Here is a 22,988-nt window from a genome sequence, read left to right on the forward strand (position 1 = left end):
ACTGTATAAGTTGTTGTGTCTATGTTTTTGGCGCGTGGCGCGTAAGTGTTTGGCAGCGAGGTGGAGTCTATGCAGCGTAAGCGTGATTTACCGCAAAAAGACTGTATTCAATGCCAGCGCCCTTTTACTTGGCGGAAAAAGTGGGCGCGCTGCTGGGATGAAGTGCGCCATTGTAGTGAACGTTGCCGTCGCGAAGCCAAGCAGTCCAACGCACTAAAGAGGCACGCACTAAAGAGGCAAATGCATGAGCAGCACGACTGATATTGTATGGCTTCAGGATAATTTGCGGATAGCTGATAATCCCTTGTTGCATTTTACTTCCCCTCCGGAGCAGTTGCTTTGTCTCTATGTGCTGGATCAGCGATGGCTTGAACGTTCGGTTACGGGCGATGCTTTCCCCAGGCTAGGACCTGCTCGACTACGCTTTTTATGGCAAAGTCTGATGGAGCTACGAGGTGAACTGCTGCAGCGCGGCAGCGATTTGCTAGTCCGCGTCGGTGACCCGGCCAGTATTGTGCTAGACACGGTTGCCATGCTCGGTGCAAGACAAGTGCGTGTGGCAGCGCATTCCGGATATGAAGAGTCCCAGCATATTGTGCGAGTCGCTGACCAGCTCCCACCGGCCTGTCAGCTATGTTGTTTTGATAGCGGTTATTTAATTGCCGAAAGCGAACTTCCTTTCGCATTGGACGAGTTGCCGCCCAGCTTTTCGGCATTTCGGCGACGTGTTGAAAAGCATTGTACGTTTTTAGCGCCTCTGTCAGCGCCAGTGACACTGCCGCCCTGGCCAGAACCTGCCCCCAGAGGGTTTCCTCCCCTTAACGTAGTATGCAGTGAGAGTGCCGGCTGGCAGCCCGATAAGCGCCAGGGCTTTGTGTTTGTTGGAGGGGCGGCGGCGGCACGCGATCGTTTTCAGCACTATCTCTGGCGGCAAAACGGCGCGGAGTCTTATAAGAAAACCCGTAATGGTTTACTAGGCGCTAATTTTTCTACACGTTTTTCGCCTTGGCTGGCGCGGGGCTGCTTATCTGCACGCCAAGTGTGCCAAGAAGTAAAAAAATGGGAAGCTATTCACGGGAGCTGCGAATCAAGCTATTGGATTATTTTCGAATTAATGTGGCGAGATTACTTCCACCGAGCGGCTCAGCTGGAAGGTGCCGCATTATTTGGTGATAAGGAGTTACCGCCCGTTAGCAGTGCATTTGATACATGGCGCAATGCGACAACCGGCGTGCCGTTTGTAGATGCTGCCATGCTAGAACTGAAGGCTACCGGGTGGTTATCTAATCGGGCGCGTCAAAATGTTGCCAGTTTCTTAGTGAAAGATCTAAACGTCGATTGGCGCCTTGGAGCATCATGGTTTGAGCACTGTCTGATTGATTACGATGTGGCGAGTAACTGGGGAAACTGGCGTTACATTGCCGGTATTGGTCGTGATCCGCGCCAAAACCGCTACTTTAATGTGCTGAAGCAAGCAGGGCATTATGACCCGTATGGGCTTTACGTAGCCTATTGGCTGCCTGAGCTAGCGTCGTTGCCGTTAGGTGTGGAGCGGCACCAACCCTGGCGGGTAGCGCCTGCTAAGTTTGACACACCTTGCGTAGAGCCAGCCGAGTGGCAGCGTTGGCTAGTGACTACAACGGAACTTCAAGAAACAGATGAGTAACGTATCTCTCAAAACATAGACGATGGTCCCGAAAGATAGGCTAGGCAGTGCCGCTAGGGCTAGCATCTAGGCTGTTTCTAAGCCATTATCGGAGCACGCCAAGGATTGCCACGAGATTATTGTTATGTCTTTGAAAGTTAAAGGTCCACTGAGTCTTCGCCCCGCCTTGTATTTATCGTTCGCACTCGCAGCAGGCAGTGGGACATTAAGTACGAATGCCGTTGCTAATCAGCAATTGATGAGCGAAGTAGATGCACAAGCGGCAGAGCAAGTGAGCTATGCCAACTTTAATCAATGGTTGGCTGATTTTCGCCGCTATGCTGCCCAGCAGGGCATCAGTGAGGCTACCCTTGCCTCTGCCTTTGATGGGCTTCGTTATCGTGAACGGGTCATTGAGCTCGATCAGTATCAGCCAGAGTTTGTGCGTCCCATTTGGCAATACTTGGACACAGCGGTTTCCAGCACACGAATTAATAATGGTCTAGAGAAGCTTGCGGCTCACCGCGGTACCGCTCAGCAAATGCAGCAACGTTATGGAGTTCCTGCGGAAATCATCGTGGCTATTTGGGGTATCGAAAGTAACTACGGTAGCAATTTTGGTGATTTCTCGACGCTTGAGTCACTGGCAACACTTGCTTACGACGGCCGTCGGCGTGATTTCGCACGCAGCGAACTGTTAGCTGCGTTACGTATTATCGATCAGGGTGATATTGCCGCCGAGCAAATGAAAGGCTCCTGGGCGGGTGCCATGGGGCATACCCAGTTTATACCCAGCAGTTTTGAAGCATATGCAGTGGATGGCGACAATGATGGTCGTCGAGACATATGGGGTAGTATTCCGGATGTCATGGCTTCTACGGCTAACTATCTTGCCAGGGCAGGTTGGCAAGCCGGCCAACCCTGGGGTGTTGAAATAAATTTGCCTGACTCTTTCGATTATTCACAAACTCAACGACGTAGCAGTGCTGAGTGGGCGGCACAAGGCGTTCGCTCATTGAAGGGTGAGCTGCCCGCGTTCGATAGCGCTGCGGTTATTGTGCCAGCAGGAGCAAACGGCCCTGCCTTTTTGGTAGGGCCTAATTTTCGGGCAATTTTGCGCTATAACAACGCAACTAGTTATGCGTTAGCCGTGTCTACCTTGGCGGATGCTATTGCTGGGCGCGACGGCATTGCCCAGTCTTGGCCCAGGGAGCAGGCGCCGTTGACGCGCGATGATGTGCGTACTCTGCAGCAACGCCTAAATAATGCTGGATATTCAGTGGGTACTGCTGACGGCATCATGGGGCCTAATACGCGCGAGGGGCTACGTGCCTTTCAGCGTGACCAAGGGCTCACACCTGATGGCTTTGCCACTCAGGCACTGTTAGAACGGCTGCGTTAATGTTGCGTTTCGATGAGTCTCTTTAGCGAGTTAAATGTCTCATGCTAGGTAAACTTCTCACTAAGGAAGGACGAAAGGTAATGAGGAAAACTTTTTTAGGTGTGCTGGCTACCGGTGTAATGGTCAGTGCGTTGTCAGTGAGCACAGCTATCCAGGCAGATGATAAGGTATTTGGCTGGGTTGAAAATGCATCCATTGAACCGTGGGGTATCGCTGTAAAAGCGAAGCTAGATAGCGGTGCGCTGACCTCTTCATTAGATGCGCGTGATATTGAGATGTTTGAGAAAGACGGTGAGGAGTGGGTTCGCTTCCGTCTGAAGCTCGAGGATCAGGAAAACGGTGAAACGTTTAGCGATCAGATTGAGCGCCCCCTCTACCGAGAGCTAGCGGTTCGTGGCGCAGGTGGTCGTGATGAGCGTCCCGTGGTGCTTATGGATGTTTGCATGGGCAATAAGGTGTACGAAGAGCAGTTTAGTCTGCGAGATCGGGAAGAGATGATTTATCCACTGCTCTTGGGGCGTCGCACAATTAGCCACTTAGGGTTATTAGATGTGCGCAGCACCTTTCTCCAAGACCCTGAATGTGGGGAAAATGCAGCTTATGTTCCCCACGATCCAGCCGATGAACAGTCCTAAGTACGCTGTTGTAAGCATAATGCTCGAGTCACCCAACTTGCTGGCTTAAGCGGTGCTTAAAAAAGCCGCGATAATAGGGCGGTAACGGCAGTTTCTACCCGTAAAATGCGAGGGCCTAGGTGCATGCCCTCGCAGCCTGCCTCAAGTAGTTTTTCAACTTCCCACGGTATAAAACCGCCTTCCGGCCCAACGAACAGCAGTACATTACCGTCAATATTGCGTGGGCAGGCATTCGGCATGCCGGGGTGTGCCACCAGCCCGCGTCGATCTTTGAGTAGTTCGGGCAGCTGTTCTTCCAAAAAGGGCCGAAAGCCTTTGCACAGCGCCACATTAGGTAGCTGTGTGTCTCGCGCTTGTTCCAGGCCAAGTACTAAGTGGTGATGGATTTTTTCTGTGCGGAGTTCGGGAGACTGCCAGTAGCTTTTTTCCACCCGTTTACTGTGAAGCAGGGTAATATTTTTTACGCCAAGAGCCGTGACATGCTCTAAGGTACGTGCCAGCATTCTGGGGCGAGGAAGCGCCAATACTAAATGTACTGGCAAGGGTGGAGGGGGGAGCTCATTAAGATTTTCCAGTGTAAAGGTTGCCTGGGTCTCGTGTAGTTCAGTTAGCTGTGCTTTTCCCATCTTGCCGCCCTGTAGGCCGACGGTGTAATAATCCCCTACACACGCGCGGTGTACCTCGCGTAAATGGGTGATACGTCGTGTGTCGGTAAGGTAAGCATAAGCTCCCTTCACTTCGCTCGGATCAAGCAGAATAAGATTCATGATTGTCGTCTATTGGTCATAAGGAAGACACGCCTAACGGTACTATCCGTTAAGCTGGCTTGCATAGGCGCATGTTGCAGGCACAATAGCAGCAACGGCGACAAAGCCTCTACCGCCTTTAAGGAGATGCGCTGTGCGCGTAATTCGCAAATATGCCAACCGTAGGTTGTACGATACTCAACAAAGTCGTTATGTGACGCTTGAGGATCTGCGGCGTTTGATTATTGAAGAAGAACCCTTCCGCGTCGAGGATGCAAAAAGCGGTGAAGACCTGACGCGGACCATTTTGCTGTCGATCATTATCGAGCAAGAGCAGGCTGATAGTGAAGCCGAAGTTTTCTCAAATGACCTGCTGGCTCAACTGATCCGTGTGTACGATATGTCATCGCCTTTACCGCTAGCACGTTATTTAGAGCAGGGCACACAACTCATGCTGGAGCAGCAAAAGCGCATGCAAAGCCAGTGGCAACAAGCGATGCGCCATTCGCCTATGGAGTTCATGCGCGAGCTGGCAGAAGAGAATATGCGCTTTTGGCAAAAAACACTTAATCAGCCTAATCAAACAGACGATGACGATACGCCGGATAAAAGCTCCTGACGCCGCTGGTTGAGTCGTTGTGGCATAATATGCCGATTAACTTAGTTACGCTTTCAGCTAATCTCGGCTAGGCACTCCCGTTTGAGAAGGATGATGATGAACGTTTTAATGATAGGTGGCGGTGGTCGCGAGCATGCATTGGCGTGGAAACTAGCGCAGTCTAGTGACGTCGAGCAGGTGTTCGTAGCGCCAGGCAATGCAGGTACTGCCACTGAGCCAAAATTAACCAATGTAGCTATTGATGCAACAGATTTAGACGCGTTGGTGGCGTTTGCCCAGCGCGAGCAGGTTGCGCTAACAGTGGTAGGGCCAGAAGCGCCGTTAGTTGAAGGGGTCGTTGATCGCTTTCAGGCGGCTGGCCTGACAATTTTTGGGCCTTCACAACGCGCCGCACAGTTGGAAGGTTCTAAGTCATTCACCAAAGACTTTCTGGCGCGTCATCAGATCCCTTCTGCCGCGTATCAAACCTTTACAGCAGTAGAGCCAGCCTTGGCTTACTTAGCTCAGATGGGTGCGCCTATTGTCATCAAAGCTGACGGTTTGGCGGCGGGCAAGGGTGTCATTGTCGCAATGAGTGAAGCTGAGGCTGAAGCGGCGATTCGCGATATGCTAGAGGCGAATGCATTTGGTGACGCGGGTGCGCGTGTCGTTATCGAAGAGTTTCTGGAAGGCGAAGAAGCCAGCTTTATTGTCATGGTTGATGGTGAGAATGTGGTGCCGATGGCCACTAGCCAAGACCACAAGCGTGCTTATGACGGCGATACTGGTCCCAATACGGGCGGTATGGGAGCTTATTCTCCGGCACCGGTGGTAACCCCAGAAATCGACGAACGCATCATGGAGCAGGTTATACTTCCCACCGTGCGGGGCATGGCGGAAGAGGGAAATGCATATACAGGCTTTTTATATGCAGGCCTAATGATTGATGCAGAAGGCAACCCAAAAGTAATCGAATATAACTGCCGTTTTGGTGACCCTGAAACTCAGCCAATCATGATGCGGTTAACGTCAGATTTGGCCGCGCTTTGCTTGGCTGGCGCTAAGGGCAAGCTTGCCGATAAGCAGTGTGAGTGGGACGCTCGCGCAGCCGTGGGTGTTGTGATAGCGGCAGGTGGCTATCCCGGCAGTTACCGCAAGGGCGATGTCATTCATGGCTTGGAGCAGGCAGGTCAGGCGCAGTGCAAAGTATTCCATGCTGGCACCGCTCAGGCTGCTGACGGCAGTATCGTAACCGCAGGCGGGCGAGTGCTATGTGTCACCGCATTAGGCAACACAGTATCGGCTGCTCAACAGCAAGCATACCAGGGGGTTAAAGCGATTCACTGGGAGGGAGCTGAGTTCCGCCGTGACATCGCATTCCGTGCTATCGCCCGAGAAAAATAGCGATCAGCGATAGTCTCGCCGGAGCTAAACCACCACTGACAAGGAGCTAGGCATGGAGCGTGTCACGCTAGATTTCCCCACGGCAGCGATTATTCATCGGCACCCTTTAACGGTGCGCGTAACGGATATGAATTACGGTCGTCACCTGGGGCATGACGCTTTAGTATCGCTGCTGCATGAGGCTCGCGTGCATGCGTTCGCTGCGTTAGGTTTTCCTGAGTGGGATATAAAAGGCTACCCGAGTGTTGTTGCTGACCTAGCGGTTCAGTACCAGAGCGAGGCTCGCTGGCCGGATGCTTTGGTAATTGAGACCGCTGTCCCCGAACCACAAGGCAAAGCGCTGACGGTCTATCAGCGCATTTGCCAGGCAACGACCAATAAGGTGGTGGCAACGGCTCGGGTTAACCAGCTTCTTTTAGACCTTTCTTCTGGGCGGCCTGTCAAAGTGCCTGATGACGTTGCGCAGGCAATTGCTCGCGTGACTGCTCAGGAGAGAGGTGCTTAATGTCCCGGGAATATCCAATCATTGCCATCACGGGGTCTTCAGGCGCGGGTACTACCACCGTGCGTCGCAGCTTTGAGCGCATGTTCCTGCGTGAAGATGTGCACGCCGCCATGGTGGACGGTGATGCCTTTCATCGCTACACCCGCGATGATCTCCAGCGGATTTTTCGTGACGAGCCCGAGCGCAAAGATGAGCTTTCTCACTTCGCAGTAGAAGCTAATCTGCTTGATCGGCTTGAAGGGCTGTTTGTTGAGTACGGTGAGCATGGAACGGGTACGTTCCGTCACTACATTCATGCAGAAGATAAGCAAAAAATTGAGGCAGGTTATCGGGTAGGGACGTTCACCGAGTGGCAGTCACTGCCTTGTGGTACTGATCTGCTCTTTTACGAAGGGCTGCATGGCGGCTTGGTGACGCAAGAGTATGATATTGCTCGCCACGTAGATTTGTTAGTTGGTGTTGCGCCGACCATGAATCTTGAATGGATTCAAAAAATTGATCGTGATACCAAGCTGCGCGGCTATTCCCAGGAAGCCGTCATCGATACCATATTAGGGCGCATGGATGATTACGTGCGCTACATTCAGCCGCAGTTTTCCCGTACCCATATTAATTTCCAACGTGTGCCCACTGTCGATACGTCGAACCCTTTTGAGGTTCAGGATATTCCGACCGATGCAGAATCGTTTGTGGTGATTCGCTTTAGAGATCCCTCAACGGTGGATTTTCCTTGGCTGTTGGCGATGATCAAAGATTCATTTATGACACGCCCGCACACATTAGTAGTGCCTGGGGCGCGAATGTCGTTAGCGATGGAGCTGATTTTAGCGCCGCTGGTCCGACATTTGCTTTCTCAGCGCCGTTTTCGTTAGGCCGTTTTTGCTGTTAGTACGTTTTCGCCACTTACAAATATGAAGGAGGCTGTATGGATTGCCTGTTTTGCAAAATAATAAACCGCGAAATTCCCGCAGATATTGTGTTTGAAGACGAGCATGTATTAGCGTTTAACGACATTAATCCTCAGGCGCCAACGCATCAGCTGATTATTCCTAAGAAGCATATTGCTACGCTAAACGATATTGCCCCTGAGGACTTAGCCCTCGTTGGGCGTTTGCAGCACACTGCCGCACAGCTGGCCAAGCAACAAGGCTTCGCGGAAGATGGATATCGTGTGGTGATGAATTGTAATGAAATGGGTGGGCAGACGGTTTACCACATCCATATGCATTTATTGGGAGGTCGGCAGTTTACTTGGCCGGCAGGCTGATAGCGGGTTCTGTTTATTTTATAGCCCAACAAAAGCAAAAGCCCCTGTGCGTTTTTAGCGTACAAGGGGCTTTTTACGTATCAGCGGTATGGCAGCAAATCGTTAGGCGTCGATGCGCTTATACTTCATTCGCTTCGGTGTGTCGTTACCCACGCGCTTCTTGTGGTCTTCTTCATATTCGGTGTAGTTACCATCGAAGAAGACGACTTCTGAATCGCCTTCAAAGGCGAGAATGTGCGTGGCGATACGGTCTAGGAACCAGCGATCGTGAGAGATCACCATCGCGCAGCCTGGGAAGGCCAGCAGCGCTTCTTCCAGGGCGCGCAGAGTCTCGATGTCTAGATCGTTTGAAGGTTCGTCTAACAGTAGTACGTTTGCGCCTTGTTTTAGCGTTTGGGCAAGTTGAAGACGACCGCGCTCACCGCCAGAAAGCTCGTCTAGACGCTTCTGCTGATCGTTGCCCTTAAAGTTAAAGCGGCCAACGTAGGCGCGTGAAGAAACTTCGTAGCCGTTAATGTTCAGAATATCTTGTCCATCAGAGACGGCTTCCCAAACCGTTTGCTTGTCGTCTAGCGCGTCGCGCAACTGCTCTACGTAGGCAATATCGACAGTCTCACCAATCACTACTTCGCCAGCGTCTGGCTGTTCTTGGCCGGTGACTAGCTTGAACAGTGTCGATTTACCGGCACCGTTACCACCTACAATCCCGACAATCGCCCCTTGTGGGATGGTAAAGGAGAGGTCTTGGTAGAGCAGTTTGTCATCAAACCGCTTGGTCACGTTATGAAACTCGATGACCTTATCACCCAGGCGCGGGCCAGGCGGAATATAGATCTCATTTGTTTCATTACGCTTTTGGAAGTCGCCAGACTGCATCTCTTCAAAGCGATTAAGGCGCGCTTTGCTCTTCGCTTGGCGTCCTTTTGTGTTGCTGCGAACCCACTCAAGCTCTTGCTTGATAGCTTTCTGGCGTGATACTTCCTGTTTGGCTTCCTGGTTTAGGCGCTGCTCTTTCTGCTCCAGCCACTGGGAGTAGTTGCCTTCAAAAGGAATGCCCTGGCCGCGGTCAAGTTCTAAAATCCATCCGGCAACGTTGTCCAGGAAGTAACGGTCGTGAGTAATGGCCACGACAGTGCCGTTATAGTCGTGCAAGAAGCGCTCTAGCCAGGCCACGGATTCAGCGTCTAAGTGGTTGGTAGGCTCGTCGAGCAAGAGCATATCAGGACTTGAAAGCAGCAGGCGGCACAGCGCTACGCGGCGACGCTCGCCCCCAGAAAGGTTGCCCACTTTGGCATCCCAAGGCGGCAGGCGCAGCGCTTCAGCAGCAACTTCCAGCTTACGCTCAAGGTTATGTGCGTCGGCAGCTTCAATAATATTTTCAAGGCGTGCCTGTTCGCTTGCTAGGGCATCAAAATCCGCATCAGGTTCGGCATAGGCAGCATACACCGCATCCAGTTTTTCCTGAGCTTCTTTAATGGCGCCTAACGCCTCTTCTACCGTTTCGCGAACATTCTTTTCGTCATCAAGCTGTGGCTCCTGAGGCAGGTAGCCCACATTAATACCAGGCATCGGACGAGCTTCACCTTCAAACTCTTTATCGACACCGGCCATAATGCGTAGCAGTGTGGATTTACCGGAACCGTTTAAACCGAGCACGCCAATTTTGGCGCCAGGGAAGAACGATAGCGAAATATCCTTGAGAATTTGCTTTTTGGGTGGCACAACTTTGCCAACCCGGTTCATGGTGAATACGTATTGCGCCATGGAGATCCGTTAGGTTGTTGGAGAAAAGAGTCGCAGCTGTGTGCTGGCATAGGGCTAAGATGATAGTGCTCAGCGCAGGTAAAGGCCAGACGCGTAGAAGATAAGTCTTGTATATGCGTTGATCAGCAGCTTAGTAAAGGCTTGGGGTGCAACTCATTACAGTGAGTAACTAGATGTCGTAACTAAGCTGCCAATCAATGAAAGCGGTTGGACGATCAGGTTATTCCTCTTCATCCCAATCATCTTCAATAGCGCGCTGCAAACGGCGCTCCTCAAGCCATGCTTCGACTTGGCGTCGGGCACGAAGCGTATCTGCTTTGCTGGGTTTGCTTTTGCCGTAGTGGTCATCGTTAACAGCGTCTAAGTTATCGAACTCATCGGCATCGATTGCATCACTGGCATAAGATTCACGATTTAAGGGGTCACGGCTCATAGTATGCCCTCCAACCCAAGCCGGCGCACCGGCATCACAACGGCTTCTTCTTTCAATCGATAGATGAAACAAGAAGCGCCTGGCGCTTTTATGCGCTTAGCCGCTATATACCGCCACTTAGGTTGAAGTTCAAGCCCCCGAGGCTATTTTATTTTACTCTGCCAGTTCTTGGCGCTTTTGAATGGCTGCCAATGCTTGCTGTGCTTCGACGCGCTCAGTCACATCTTTTTGTACGCCGATGTAGTACATCAAGTTATCAGCTTCGTCATAAACGGGAGTAATAGAGAGCTCATTCCAGAACATGGTGCCGTCTTTGCGGTAATTGCGCAGCACTTCACGAGAAGGGCGACCCTCTTTCAGCGCTTCCCGAATAGAGACCAGTGCGTCTTGGTCACGGTCTTCATTTTGTAAAAAACGGCAGTCGCGATAAAGAATTTCATCTGCACTGTAGCCAGTGAGGCGTTCGAAGCCTTGATTGACGTAGATAAGGATATTTTCGTCGCCTTCTTGTTCTGCAACGACGATGCCATCCTCGGAAGCGTCAACAAGACGTTCAAGTAACTCAGGGCTGATCAAAGGAGATCGTTTCATCAATGGGTTCCTGTTGCTGCTCTCGTTCTTGCGAAGCTATGCGCTGTCCATCAACGCGGAGCTAAGCGGCATTTCATACTGCTTAATAAAGGTAGAATAGCAAAAACCCAGCTAATCACCGCTAATTACCTATCATCATGGCGAGCGTTGCGATGCATTGCAATCGACAGTGCTATCCAGATAGAGGTCGTTACTGTTACCCGCCAGTACTGATAGCAATGAAAGCATCTAAAGCGTCGCGTTCCCTTGGCAGTTGCTAATGTAAGGTGACAGAATGAAAAACAGGGATGCCACTCTAAAACGTTTAGGAACCTTCGTATGTCACGCATTCAAATACGTTACTGCACGCAGTGTCAGTGGTTGCTGCGTAGTGCTTGGTATGCCCAAGAGCTGCTTTCAACCTTTGGCGAAAGTCTTGCAGAGGTTGCGTTGTCTCCCTCTCATGGTGGCACCTTTGAGATATGGTGTGACGAAGCGCTGCTATGGGAAAGAAAGCGCGATGGTGGCTTTCCAGATATTAAGCTTCTAAAGCAGCGCGTACGGGATAAGATCGAGCCAGCTCGGGATTTGGGGCATATCGACCGATGAACCAGGATCGTCAAGCCATACTGTATGGTCTTGGAGCAGTAGCGCTATGGTCGACCGTTGCTACGGCTTTTAAGGTCGCTCTTACCTGGATGAGCCCGTTAGAGTTGATGTGGCTCGCGGCCCTTGTATCTTGGGCATTCATGCTGGTGTTGGTCGTGAAGCAAGGGCATTTAACAGAAGCCCTCCGCCATGGCTGGCGAACCGCTGCATGGGCTGGGCTGATGAATCCTGTTGCCTACTATCTAGTGTTGTTTGCCGCATATGACAGGCTGCCTGGGCAAGAGGCCATGGCGCTCAACTATACCTGGGCGCTGGCAATGGCGCTTCTGGCGGTACCGATCCTTGGGCAGCGGCTCACGCGTGTGGACATGGTCGCGGGGCTTATTGCCTACGCAGGCGTGTGGGTGATAGCAACTCGCGGTAATGTTTTCAATGTTGATTTTGCAGACCCTCTTGGGGTTGTGCTTGCGCTTGTGTCGACGCTGTTATGGGCGTTCTACTGGTTGCTCAACGCGCGGGATGAAAGAGCGCCCTTGGTTGCGCAATGGCAGAACTTTAGTGTCGGTTTGCCTGTTTTAACGCTGCTATTAATGGTGGGTCCAGGGTTCAGTTGGCATGGCTGGCAAGCATTAGGCGCGGGTGTCTATGTGGGGCTTTTCGAAATGGGGGTCGCTTTTGTTCTTTGGCAAATGGCGGTTCGCAAGGTTTCGCGGACGGCCAAGGTATCTAATCTGATATTTCTTTCACCGCCTATTTCGTTGTTGCTGCTCTACCTGGTTGTCAATGAGCCATTATTGGCATCCACGTTAATTGGGTTGTTATTGATCCTTTCAGGACTAGCGATACAGCAGCTGCAGTCCTCAAAAACCTAGCTTTAGAATCCAGAATGTAAAATCAAGTTAAAAAAGATGCTTTGTAATGTTTTTTTAGGATTTTTATTGTAAAATTTTGTGACTCTTGGGTTCGTGGCATCGGCTTAACAGCTAATGCTATTAAATTAAGCTAAGTAAATGCGCTAATTCATGTCACTGAGTCGTATCAATACTCTTTAGTATGAGGTATTGATCAGAGGGCGAAGCAAGAGAGTCAAGGGTGCCCCAGGGTGGGTGGCGTTTAGCAGCTATTTCTTCAGCAGCGTAAATATTCATTAGGGATCTATGGCGATGAAAGACGGTATTAAAACGACACTAAAAACTTTGTTTTTACAGCGCGCTATTCGACCGTTGACGGTTACTACTCTGGCTTGTCTTCCTCTCTCTGCTTTGGCTCAGTCGTTACCAACGACGCTTTACGCGCCAGGTACTACCGACCTATCGAGCACTATCCAGCAGGCGATCGTGACCAACCCTCAGGTAAATGCATCCTGGGCCAATTTTAGCGCCTCAGGAAGCGATATCCGGGTTGCGCAAGGCGGCTATTTGCCCACGATTGATGTTAGCGCGGGTATCGGTAGGCAAGATCAGCAAAATGATGGGCGCGGTAGCTACGATAGTGATTTTGCTGAATTGACGTTAACCCAGATGGTTTTTGATGGCTTTGCAACGCGCAGCGAGGTTGAGCGCTTGGATCGTGCGCGGCTGGTCGCCTATTTCGAACTTTTGGGTGCCAGTGAAGAAGTGGCGCTTGAGGCTTTCCGTAGTTATCTCGATGTTTTGCGCTACCGTGAACTGGTGCGCTTAGCGCAGGATAACTATCGTGAACACCAGCGTGTATTTGCACAGATCGAAGAGCGAGCGCTATCAGGTGCCGGGCGAGGTGTTGACCTTGAGCAGATTAGTGGCCGTTTAGCCTTAGCCGAGTCAAATCTGATGTCGGAAGCGTCAAATCTTCATGATGTGACGGCACGCTTCCAGCGAATTGTTGGTGAGCTACCGGCACAAAATATGGCGCCCGCACCGTCGCTGGCGACAGAACTGCCCGCGGACGTAAGCCAAGCCATTGAGCTAGCATTTCAGGGTAACCCTGAATTCCACGCGGCGATTGAAAATATTGCTGTACAGCGCGCCGAGCGAGAGGGTGCCCGTGCTGCCTTTATGCCTCGTCTAGATATTCAAGGACGCACCGGCACTAACAACCAAGATGATGCCATTGATGGCCGTCGTGATGAACACAGTATTCAGCTCGTCGCGAGCATGAACCTTTATCGCGGTGGTTCTGACTATGCGGCCTTCAATGCGGCAACCACACGAATTGAAGAAGCCAATAGTTTACGCGAAACAGCATGCACCAATGTTAGACAAACGACGCAAATCGCTTATAACGACACGCAGCGTCTCAACGAACAGCTGAATTATTTGAACGAACATCGGCAGTCAATTGACCGTGTGCGTGGTGCTTATCAGCAGCAGTTTGATATTGGCCAGCGCACGCTCTTAGACGTTCTGGATAGTGAGAATGAGTATTTTGAAGCAAGTCGCGCCTATGCAAACGCGCAGTTTGACTTAACGCTGGCTCAGGCAAGAACGCTGGCGGCGATGGGGCAACTGATGCAAACCTTGCAAGTAGCCCGTGATGATATTCCTAGCCTTGATGAGCTTGGCTACGAAGACTCTGCGTCGCGTGTAGAAATGGCGTGCGCAATTGATGGGCCACGTGGATTTACGCTAGAAGATTTTACCAGTGGTATTTAATAACTGATGAGTGGCGGCCTTTGGGCCGCCGCAAATTAGGCAAGCCTGCTGGTCAAGGTTCAGCGAATGATTTTTTCGACGAATTCATTAGGATGATGAGGTTTCAGTGACACAACGTAAGCTGGAAGTATCTCGGACTGACCGCAGTAGTGATCAGGAAGAACACGATGAGTTACTGGAGTGTTTAAAGACAGTTGCTTCATATTATCAGCACGAAGTGTCATCAGAGGCCTTAAAAGCGGGCCTGCCTTTAGAGCAGGGGAAATTGATTCCTTCTGTCTTCGGGCGGGCAGCCTCACGAGCCGGGCTTACTGCGCATATTGTGAAAAGTAAACTCTCGGGGCTAAATCCTGCGCTGTTTCCAGCAATTTTACTACTCGAGCCAGGCCGTGCTTGCGTGTTACTAGGGCTGGATCTCAAACAACAAAAAGCAAAAGTGATTTTTCCTGAGCTGTCAGAAGCTGACACGGAAATATCGCTTGAGGAGCTTCACGCCGGTTACAGCGGAGAAGCCATCTATATACGGCCCAAGTTTAGAGTTGATAATACCTCCGAGCCTAGTGTTAAGAAGCGTCGTGATCAGCACTGGTTTTGGGGCGTTATTCGTGAAAACCGTCGTCTTTATCGCGACATTGTTTTAGGTTCAGTAGCGATCAACTTGTTCGCACTGGCGATGCCACTGTTTGTGTTGAACGTTTATGACCGTGTCGTACCCAATCAAGCCACTGAAACGCTTTGGGTGCTGGCAATTGGTATTTTTGTCGTCCTGTGCTTTGACTTAGCGTTACGTTTAATGCGCAGTAGCTTTGTTGATTTAGCAGCCAGCCGGGCAGACGTAAAACTTTCATCGTCTATTATGGCGAAAACGTTAGGGTTGCGTTTAGAGGAGCGGCCAGTATCAACAGGCTCTTTTACCTCAACGCTTCAATCGTTTGAGTCGATACGGGCGTTTATTGGCTCTGCAACCATTCTTGGCATCGTGGATTTGCCCTTTGTCATACTTTTTGCGGCCATCATTGCATTGATCAATCCCTGGCTGGTGTTGCCAGTGCTCGTTGGTATCGTTTTTGTGCTTTTATATGCCCTTGCTGCACAAGGGAAGCTGCATGAGCTGTCACAAACGACTTGGGAGGTGGGCGCTCAGCGTAACGCCTTATTGGTAGAGTCTGTTTCCCAACTAGAAAACGTTAAGGCATTGCGAGCGGAAAGCCGTATTCAACGCCATTGGGAAAAAGCATCTGCCTTTTTATCGAGAACTGGTGCTCAGCTCAAAATGGTGAGTTCGTCAGTCTCAAGTGTTGCTCAGTGGGCTCAGCATAGCGTAGCTGTATGCGTCATTATCATCGGTGTCTATCAAATTATTGAAGGTAACCTGACCCAAGGCGGTTTAATTGCTGCCTACATGCTTTCTTCTCGCGCAATGGCGCCCGTTAGCCAGGCAGCTGCTCTACTGGCTCAATACCACCAGTCCTCAACGGCCCTGGAGTCGTTAAATGATGTAATGGCCAAGAATGTAGAGCGCCATGAAGGTAAAGCCTACGTAGAGAAGCCCAATTTTACCGGCAGCATTCGCTTAGAGAAGGTTACCTTGCGCTACCCTGACGAAGAAAGAGAGGCACTGCGTGATGTCTCGCTTTCCATCAAAGCCGGTGAAAAGGTGGCGTTACTCGGCCGTATTGGTTGCGGAAAGTCATCGCTGAACAAGCTTGTGCTTGGTTTTTATCGGCCTACGTCTGGTGCGGTATTGGTAGATGGCGTGGATATTCGTCAGCTAGACCCTCTTCAGCTGCGTCGTCATATTGGCTATGTGCCCCAGGATGTCAGCCTGTTTGCTGGGACACTGCGGGATAATATTGTCGCGGGCGGTGGAAACGACCGTGTTGATGACGAGGCGTTGCTCCGGGCAATCGAAATTGCTGGCCTTGATTCACTGGTTAATAGCCACCCCAGAGGCGTTGACCTTGAGGTGGGGGAGCGAGGTCAGGCGCTTTCAGGCGGGCAAAAACAAGCGGTGGCTATCGCCAGAGCCGTGGTGCAAGACCCACCAATATTGCTGCTTGATGAGCCAACCAGCTCAATGGATAACGCCAGTGAGGAAGCATTTAAAGCTAATCTAACCAATGTTGCACCAGGGAAAACCATCCTGGTGGTTACTCACCGAACATCGCTGTTATCTCTCGTTGATCGCATCATTGTGATGGATGCTGGAAAAGTGGTGGCGGATGGTCCTCGCGACACCGTAGTGGAGGCATTGCGCAAAGGCCAGATCGGGAGGGCGTCATAATGGCGAAAAAAACCACCTCCACGGGGGAGCAAAAAGGCTTTGAAGCGATTGGCCGTTTCTCTGAGAAAGGGAAGAAGCCATTTCGTCCTTTTATGGATCGACTCTTTGCACGGCGTATCACTGCCGCACATCTTAATCGTGATTGGGCAAGCGACACCGACTGGGCGCGTATGCAGCAAGAGCCCATTCGTGCTCGGCTGTTTCTCTACACTGTTTTAGTGGCCATCATTGCGCTGATAGTTTGGGCATCGTTTGCCGCTATCGACGAAGTGACTCGTGGTGCAGGGCGCGTCATCCCGGCCAGCCAGTTACAGCGCATTCAGTCATTTGACGGTGGTGCGATAGAACAAATCATGGTGCGAGAAGGGCAGATGGTCAGCGCTGGCGACGTGTTAATGCAGGTTGACCCAACGCGATTCGTTTCTGACTTTCGCGAGAACCGTGCTCAGCGTTTTGCACTTGAAGCCCGTGCAGAGCGGCTGCGGGCGTTAGCTACGGGAACTACTTTTGATCCTTCTGAAGAGTTGCGTCAAGAAGTGCCCGATATCGTAATGCAGGAACGCGAAGTATACGAAAGTCGCCGCGAGGAGTTGCGTGAGCAGGAGAATGTGCTCAACGATCGCATTCGGCAGCGCCAGGAAGAGCTTAGGGAAGCGCAGGCTCGTCGTGATACTGCCCAGCGCGAAGCAAATATGGCTGGGCAAGAGCTTAACTTAACACGCCCGTTACTTGCTTCTGGTGCTGTTTCTGAAGTTGAGGTATTGCGCTTGCAGCGTGAAGTATCACGCGCTACAGGTGAGCGTAACCAAGCTGCTGCCGCTGTTTCCCGCCTGGAAGCTGGCGTGGAAGAAGCCGAGGGGCAGCTACTAGAGTTAGGTGCCGAACGCAGGAGTGAGTGGCGAAATGAACTTGCTCAGACGTTAGGTGACTTAAATGCGCTTCAGCAGTCAGGTACGGGGCTGCAGGATAGGGTACGACTTACCGAAATACGCTCACCTGTCGATGGGGTGATTCAGCGCCTTCACGTTAATACGATTGGCGGAGTGCTGCAGCCAGGTCAGGAAGTGGTGGATATCGTGCCCAGCGATGACCAGCTGTTAGTTGAAGCGCGCATTGCGCCCCAAGATATTGCGTTTCTCCATCCCGGTCAGCCTGCGACGATTAAGCTCACTGCCTATGACTATGCCATTTATGGTGGCTTGCAGGCTGAGCTTGATCACATCAGCGCAGATACAATTACCGATGATGAGGGCAATACATTCTATTTAGTCCGTGTTCGTAGCTTGCAAGATGAAAGTATTTCCGATCAGCTTCAAGTTATCCCAGGGATGACGGCACAGGTAGATATTGTGACAGGCAAAAGGACGGTTATGCAGTTCTTACTAAAACCTGTTTTGAGGGCATGGCGAGATTCCATGGGGGAGCGCTAATGAAACATTGGTTTGTAACAAAGGATGGTAACCTCAAGGCACGTTGGGAAAGTGCTTTTCCTGAGAGCGCAGCTACCACGCCAAATACAGTATTGGATCAGGTGCAGCCAGGTGACGTGGTATGGCTAACAACCATGATCGAAAACTGGGATGGGTTGATCCCGGCGCTAACCGCAAGAAAGGCAATTGTCGTGCTGCTTAGCTATGCTCCTAATGATCGCGAGGCATTAAAGGCACTTGATCTTGGTGCGCGCGGATACGTGCATACACTGGCGGCACCCGATGTACTTAATCAAGTGGCCCTGGTGGTGAGCAATCAAGGCGTGTGGGTAGGCCAAGAACTGCTTGCGAAGGTGATGGGCGGTACATTTATGGCCCTGAAGAATCGTCAGAGCGGTGAAGGCCACCAGCACAGTGAATATTTGAACCTACTCACGGAGCGCGAGCGGGGCGTGGCGCTAGCTGTTGCCAGGGGAGCAACCAACAAAGAAGTTGCCCGCCAGTTAGACATTACTGAGCGCACGGTAAAAGCTCATCTAAGCGCGATATTTAAGAAGCTATCTGTCCGTGATCGCCTGCAGTTAATATTAAAGTTAGCCCCCGTTGCTGAGCGCTTTTCATAACGGTTCTAATTGGTGTGCCTGAATGTGAGCGGCGTATCGCAAGGTATTAATGCGAAAAATGTAGAGAGAGCAGCGGTTTGCTACTTTGCACCGATAAAGCGCGGACAGCTGAAATGCAGATGGCAACTGCTGGCGATACAGTAAAAAAAGCTACCCAGCTACATTCATGGCGTGGGTGGATTGCTTTGCTGATGCTTTGTGTCATGGTCAGCAAGCTAACGCCGGTGGTTGCCCAGTCGCATCCAGAAGCAGGCGAGTGCTATTATCTGCAGCGTGACAGGCCTCTTGGTGTGCTGGAGAGTGAGTCGAGCCATGCTGAGAGTTTGGAGAGTGTTCGCTTCTTTGTTGAAGCCGCTGAACAGAGAGCGCTGCTGGGTGGCACAAGGCTTGATGACTTGAAAATGCAGCTTGAAGCTGCCGATGTGCTCTATCGTGACGTGCTTGGCCTAACGCCACCTTTACTTATGCCACGCTATCAGCGTGCTAACTTTATGATGGTGATATTACGTGCTGACCAAACGCGTGGTGGGCAAGCCTATGATGAAGTGGTTCGCAGTCCTGTTGTGACCGATTGCCATATTCGTATGGCGCTAGGTGGACAAGTCAATGCTGCCAAAAACTTAACACCTGCACATGAGTTGTTTCATCTGTATCAAAATGCACACATGATGTTTAAGCAAGGTTGGGTGCATGAAGGATTGGCTCGCTGGTCGGAATCACTATTGAGAGGTGGGGCACCGGTAGGGCACCTCTTGCCTGCTAATGCCGAAGCGCTGGACGTGGTGATGCAAGATAGTTACGGCGCAGCAACCTTTTGGCAACGACTGTTTTATTTACTTGATCCCCAAGGCGATAGTGCCATCCCAGAAGCGCTGCGAGAGATGCGTTATCACGATGGCAGCCAAGTAGTGGTAGTGAGTAAGTATCATGGCAGTGCTTTTCTACCGTTACTTTTCTCTTCGCTAAATGAGGCTGGGGCAAGACTATCCCATCAAGAGCAATGGCCAGTGTATGGTTGGGCAGAGGCAGAACAGCATAATCTGCGACACAATAGAGCCGTTTTGTCCGCCGTGCACCATGCCGTTTCCACATATATGCCGACAGCCGATCAGCCGGACGAATTACGTACATTCATGCAGCTTATTGAACCCATGGTTGATTGATGAGTAGCCAGGCCACTAATAGTAAGAGAGACAGGATTAAAGGGGATCAAGTTCTCGATCTAATGGCTGCGTTAGTTCGTGCGGTGCTGTGGCCGTTCCGTTGGCGCGTGCTGGCTATCTTACTAATCCAAATCGTAAGTCAGGTCTTGCTGTTGGCAAGCCTAGTGCTACCCTGGCAACTGCTTCAAGTGTTGATTACTGGGCATAGCCGTATTGATGGTTGGGTCCCCGGGGGGGATGACCACGCTAATAGAATAGCGATATTAATCGTATTGACCGTCCTCTGCTTTTGCACCTATGCCATCTTTCAATGGCTAGTCAAAAAAGCCATTGCTTATCTTTCAGTTCTCATTCTAGCGGAGTTGAATAAAACTCGGTTAGTTGCCAACCACCGATTACTTGGCCAGCGCGTATTAAGCATTGTGATAGGTGCTTTATCATCGACGGTGATTGCGCTGCTTTTCTGTCTTTTGATCGCTCTTCTACACCCTCTACTAGCTCTGTTAGCAGTTGCCTGCGTATTGGGGCTAGTACTGATCGTTGGCTTTTACTACCGCTTTGAACGGGTGCAGAAAATTCAGAATATATTGCAAGGCAATGTGCTGACCGTTATCAATATCAGCTTTGCGTTGGGATTTTTCATTATTGTCCTGGACTATCTCAATGGGACGATGCGTCCACTCTTGACACTGTTCATATTGCTGCTGGGAATGCGCCAACTCATGGCAGCCAGTGTTAATGGACTAGTCAACTTTTTGAGCATCATCAAATATTTTCAGCAGATTAATATGCTGCTTTTGCCTCGCTCACAGCAGATCTCTCTCTTTTCAACCACAAATTTTGTACAACGTTTTGAGCAAGCAGCCCTTCAGCAGTGGCTATTGCCATGGTTGACTGAGTCTAATTACTGCCACCGCGATCCTGAGATTTTGCAGTGTCGCCTGCTTTCTGGGCGAGCCATCGCACACGTATTAGTTGGTGATGTCGATAGCAATGACTCCCCGCGCTATAGGTTGCTGAAGTGCTATGTCTCGGCAAGAGAGAACGAAGCACTTCATGAAATTTCGCTACTGAGTGAAGTAGGTGGGTATTGTTATGGGAGCATCCCTAGCGTGCCTGTTTTGCGCGCCAGTGGGCGTTTGCCTTGGTGCTCATACTTGTTGCTGGAAGTAGGCGGTAATCCACCTCAGTGGAAGAACTCTGAAGAGCGTAAGCCTTGGATGAATGAGCTGCGTCAAAGCCTGCGGCACGTCCCTTTACCGGACAAGATCAGCACCCAATACACTGCAACGTTTGCCTCACTACCTGAGCGCATGAGAAATATTGAGGCGTCGCACTTTGCCTATCTAACGCAAGAAGACAAACAGACTTTTCAAGTTGAGCGTTTCATGAAGTTATGGCCGCTTATGATCGTTGAAATAGAAAGGCTCCCCAAATGCTTAACGGTGCAAAATGCTAGTAGCGCACGCATGGCAACCGTAGGCAATCATATGCTTCTGCTGGACTGGCATGGTTGGGTGTATGACACGCTGGGGTCTTACTGGCCGCTATCAGCAAAGCTAAATGCGGAAGTGCTTGAGTTGCTTAGTAGTGAGTGGAGAAACCTTGAGAGTCAGCAAAGTTGGTCTGGATTTACCTCACTAACTAGGGCTGCGAACTGCGTTGCGCTAGCAGCACGTGCGCACGAGTTCTGCCAACGTTGCCGCCTCAATAACGATTCAAGCGCACTCAATATGATGTCCGGGCTTATAAAAGCCTATGAGTCCATAGGGCTGGTTGATGAACAAAAAGCCAAACTGGAACGCACCATTTAGTATTGAAAACGGTATTAAAAAATCAGCGTAGTTTTCAGTATATCCGTCAGCCCCTCCTATCACTGTGCTAGTACTGTCCACCGGTACAATATGAATTCGCCGTCATCAAGGCTAGTCTTGCCGCAAAATGCCGTTAATGAATGTTTACTTTCATTGATTTTTACAAAGACGGCAAATCCTTTAATGAAACGGCGGGTGGGATACAGCACATGGCAACAGTTATCGCGATTTCAGGTCAGGCTTGGGCACGTGATGAAGATGGCAACCTGCGTGAGCTTCGTATTGGCGATGTTCTTCAGGAAGGTGAAACGATTATCACGTCTGCAGATGGTCGTGTAGATCTAGACTTTGCCGACGGAACAGGCGTTAACGTTATTGAAGGCGGCCAAGAAGTTGCTGTCACTCCAGAGCTTGATCTTGACGCGATTGTTGCCACCGATGCCAGTGCTTCAGATGATGATTTAGACGCGCTGCTAGCCGCTCTGGATGATGAAGATGGTGACCTGCTCGAACTGTTAGATGCCACTGCAGCCGGTGGTGCTGCCGGCGGTGGTGGTGGCGGTAGCAGCTTTGTACGCCTTGCCCGTATCGCCGAAGAAACCGACCCACTTAGTTTTAGCACTGAAGGAAGCGGCCTTGAAAGGGCCGAATTCGTCGAGCTTGATGATACAGACGCAGACGCAGACGCAGACGCAGACGCAGACGCAGACGCAGACGCAGACGCAGACGCAGATGCCGATGCCGACGCGGATGCAGATGCTGACGCTGATGCCGATGCCGATGCCGATGCCGATGCCGATGCAGACGCCGATGCCGATGCAGACGCCGATGCAGACGCCGATGCGGATGCGGACGCTGATGCAGATGCCGACGCCGACGCCGACGCCGACGCCGACGCCGACGCCGACGCCGACGCTGATGCAGATGCCGACGCTGATGCAGATGCCGATGCTGACGCAGATGCGGATGCCGACGCCGATGCGGACGCTGATGCTGACGCAGATGCAGATGCAGACGCAGACGCAGACGCTGATGCCGATGCCGATGCTGATGCCGATGCCGATGCCGATGCCGATGCCGATGCCGATGCCGATGCCGATGCCGATGCCGATGCCGACGCAGATGCCGATGCCGACGCAGATGCCGACGCGGATGCTGATGCCGACGCGGATGCAGACGCAGATGCCGACGCCGATGCGGATGCCGACGCAGATGCCGATGCAGACGCCGATGCAGATGCAGACGCCGATGCAGATGCAGACGCCGATGCTGATGCTGACGCAGATGCGGATGCCGATGCAGACGCAGATGCTGACGCGGATGCCGATGCAGACGCTGATGCCGATGCCGATGCCGATGCGGATGCAGACGCCGATGCGGACGCTGATGCGGACGCCGATGCTGACGCAGATGCTGACGCTGATGCAGATTTAGAGGCCCCAGAAGTTAGCGTTGTACTGGAAGAT

At 51.4% G+C, this 22,988-nt stretch carries 22 protein-coding genes; 18 read left to right on the forward strand and 4 right to left on the reverse strand.

Annotated elements, in window-relative coordinates:
* Positions 1–69 precede the first annotated feature (69 nt).
* The 4 genes from HVE01_RS17860 to rloA3 all read left to right on the forward strand — a co-directional run bounded on the left by HVE01_RS17860 (position 70) and on the right by rloA3 (position 3,682).
* Positions 70–261, forward strand: a complete 192-nt coding sequence (locus HVE01_RS17860) for a DUF2256 domain-containing protein (protein WP_125750152.1) — start codon at positions 70–72, stop codon at positions 259–261.
* A complete protein-coding gene (locus HVE01_RS17865) occupies positions 245–1,666 on the forward strand; it encodes a DASH family cryptochrome (RefSeq protein ID WP_146945254.1) in 1,422 nt (473 codons plus the stop codon). Before HVE01_RS17860 ends, HVE01_RS17865 begins: the two co-directional genes overlap by 17 nt.
* A gap of 124 nt (positions 1,667–1,790) precedes the next feature.
* On the forward strand, positions 1,791–3,047 hold the full coding sequence (locus tag HVE01_RS17870) for a lytic murein transglycosylase (protein WP_146945255.1): 1,257 nt from the start codon (positions 1,791–1,793) through the stop codon (positions 3,045–3,047).
* A gap of 80 nt (positions 3,048–3,127) precedes the next feature.
* Positions 3,128–3,682: a retropepsin-like aspartic peptidase RloA3 gene (rloA3, locus tag HVE01_RS17875; protein ID WP_125750143.1), complete on the forward strand. Its 555-nt coding sequence runs from the start codon at positions 3,128–3,130 to the stop codon at positions 3,680–3,682.
* A 56-nt stretch (positions 3,683–3,738) separates the two neighbouring features.
* Here the strand turns inward: rloA3 and HVE01_RS17880 are convergent, their stop codons facing one another.
* The gene (locus HVE01_RS17880) at positions 3,739–4,449 is read right to left on the reverse strand and encodes a 16S rRNA (uracil(1498)-N(3))-methyltransferase (RefSeq protein ID WP_125750140.1); all 711 of its coding nucleotides are present in this window, start codon (positions 4,447–4,449) and stop codon (positions 3,739–3,741) included.
* Positions 4,450–4,582: 133 nt separating this feature from the next.
* On the opposite strand from HVE01_RS17880, the gene phaR reads away from it, so the two are divergent.
* The 5 genes from phaR (at position 4,583) to HVE01_RS17905 (ending at position 8,202) form a co-directional block, all read left to right on the forward strand.
* On the forward strand, positions 4,583–5,047 hold the full coding sequence (gene phaR, locus HVE01_RS17885; protein WP_125750137.1) for a polyhydroxyalkanoate synthesis repressor PhaR: 465 nt from the start codon (positions 4,583–4,585) through the stop codon (positions 5,045–5,047).
* A gap of 96 nt (positions 5,048–5,143) precedes the next feature.
* A complete protein-coding gene (gene purD / locus HVE01_RS17890) occupies positions 5,144–6,430 on the forward strand; it encodes a phosphoribosylamine--glycine ligase (protein WP_146945256.1) in 1,287 nt (428 codons plus the stop codon).
* A 52-nt stretch (positions 6,431–6,482) separates the two neighbouring features.
* Positions 6,483–6,935, forward strand: a complete 453-nt coding sequence (locus HVE01_RS17895; protein WP_125750130.1) for an acyl-CoA thioesterase — start codon at positions 6,483–6,485, stop codon at positions 6,933–6,935.
* Positions 6,935–7,807 (forward strand): phosphoribulokinase, encoded by an 873-nt coding sequence (locus HVE01_RS17900; RefSeq protein WP_125750127.1) that lies wholly within the window; start codon positions 6,935–6,937, stop codon positions 7,805–7,807. The genes HVE01_RS17895 and HVE01_RS17900 overlap by 1 nt, the downstream gene beginning before the upstream one ends.
* A 53-nt stretch (positions 7,808–7,860) precedes the next feature.
* On the forward strand, positions 7,861–8,202 hold the full coding sequence (locus tag HVE01_RS17905; protein ID WP_125750124.1) for a histidine triad nucleotide-binding protein: 342 nt from the start codon (positions 7,861–7,863) through the stop codon (positions 8,200–8,202).
* Positions 8,203–8,304: 102 nt separating this feature from the next.
* Here HVE01_RS17905 and ettA read toward each other — a convergent pair whose 3' ends face one another.
* The 3 genes from ettA to HVE01_RS17920 all read right to left on the reverse strand — a co-directional run bounded on the left by ettA (position 8,305) and on the right by HVE01_RS17920 (position 10,990).
* Positions 8,305–9,966 (reverse strand): energy-dependent translational throttle protein EttA, encoded by a 1,662-nt coding sequence (gene ettA / locus HVE01_RS17910; protein WP_125750121.1) that lies wholly within the window; start codon positions 9,964–9,966, stop codon positions 8,305–8,307.
* 220 nt (positions 9,967–10,186) lie between these two features.
* Entirely contained in the window at positions 10,187–10,399 is a 213-nt protein-coding gene (locus HVE01_RS17915; protein WP_089039365.1) for a PA3496 family putative envelope integrity protein, read from the reverse strand.
* A gap of 153 nt (positions 10,400–10,552) precedes the next feature.
* Positions 10,553–10,990: a PAS domain S-box protein gene (locus tag HVE01_RS17920; protein ID WP_125750118.1), complete on the reverse strand. Its 438-nt coding sequence runs from the start codon at positions 10,988–10,990 to the stop codon at positions 10,553–10,555.
* Positions 10,991–11,308: 318 nt separating this feature from the next.
* Between HVE01_RS17920 and HVE01_RS17925 the strand changes: the two genes are divergently transcribed.
* From HVE01_RS17925 to HVE01_RS17965, 9 genes are all read left to right on the forward strand, one after another.
* Positions 11,309–11,578 carry an Rdx family protein gene (locus HVE01_RS17925; protein ID WP_125750115.1) on the forward strand — a complete coding sequence of 90 codons (270 nt, stop codon included), beginning with the start codon at positions 11,309–11,311 and terminating at the stop codon, positions 11,576–11,578.
* A complete protein-coding gene (locus tag HVE01_RS17930; RefSeq protein WP_146945257.1) occupies positions 11,575–12,450 on the forward strand; it encodes a DMT family transporter in 876 nt (291 codons plus the stop codon). Before HVE01_RS17925 ends, HVE01_RS17930 begins: the two co-directional genes overlap by 4 nt.
* A gap of 291 nt (positions 12,451–12,741) precedes the next feature.
* Positions 12,742–14,208, forward strand: coding sequence for a TolC family outer membrane protein (locus HVE01_RS17935; RefSeq protein WP_125750109.1), 1,467 nt, complete (start codon positions 12,742–12,744; stop codon positions 14,206–14,208).
* Between the two features lie 106 nt (positions 14,209–14,314).
* Entirely contained in the window at positions 14,315–16,492 is a 2,178-nt protein-coding gene (locus tag HVE01_RS17940) for a type I secretion system permease/ATPase (protein ID WP_146945258.1), read from the forward strand.
* On the forward strand, positions 16,492–17,922 hold the full coding sequence (locus HVE01_RS17945) for an HlyD family type I secretion periplasmic adaptor subunit (protein WP_125750104.1): 1,431 nt from the start codon (positions 16,492–16,494) through the stop codon (positions 17,920–17,922). The genes HVE01_RS17940 and HVE01_RS17945 overlap by 1 nt, the downstream gene beginning before the upstream one ends.
* Positions 17,922–18,545, forward strand: a complete 624-nt coding sequence (locus tag HVE01_RS17950; protein WP_146945259.1) for a helix-turn-helix transcriptional regulator — start codon at positions 17,922–17,924, stop codon at positions 18,543–18,545. The genes HVE01_RS17945 and HVE01_RS17950 overlap by 1 nt, the downstream gene beginning before the upstream one ends.
* A 113-nt stretch (positions 18,546–18,658) precedes the next feature.
* Positions 18,659–19,708, forward strand: a complete 1,050-nt coding sequence (locus HVE01_RS17955) for a hypothetical protein (RefSeq protein ID WP_244973740.1) — start codon at positions 18,659–18,661, stop codon at positions 19,706–19,708.
* 62 nt (positions 19,709–19,770) lie between these two features.
* Positions 19,771–21,522, forward strand: a complete 1,752-nt coding sequence (locus HVE01_RS17960; RefSeq protein ID WP_244973739.1) for an ABC transporter ATP-binding protein — start codon at positions 19,771–19,773, stop codon at positions 21,520–21,522.
* A gap of 209 nt (positions 21,523–21,731) precedes the next feature.
* Positions 21,732–22,988: retention module-containing protein (locus tag HVE01_RS17965; protein ID WP_186808871.1), on the forward strand; the 1,257-nt coding region annotated here is incomplete at its 3' end.

The organism is Vreelandella venusta (assembly GCF_007989605.1).
Classification (GTDB): domain Bacteria; phylum Pseudomonadota; class Gammaproteobacteria; order Pseudomonadales; family Halomonadaceae; genus Vreelandella; species Vreelandella venusta.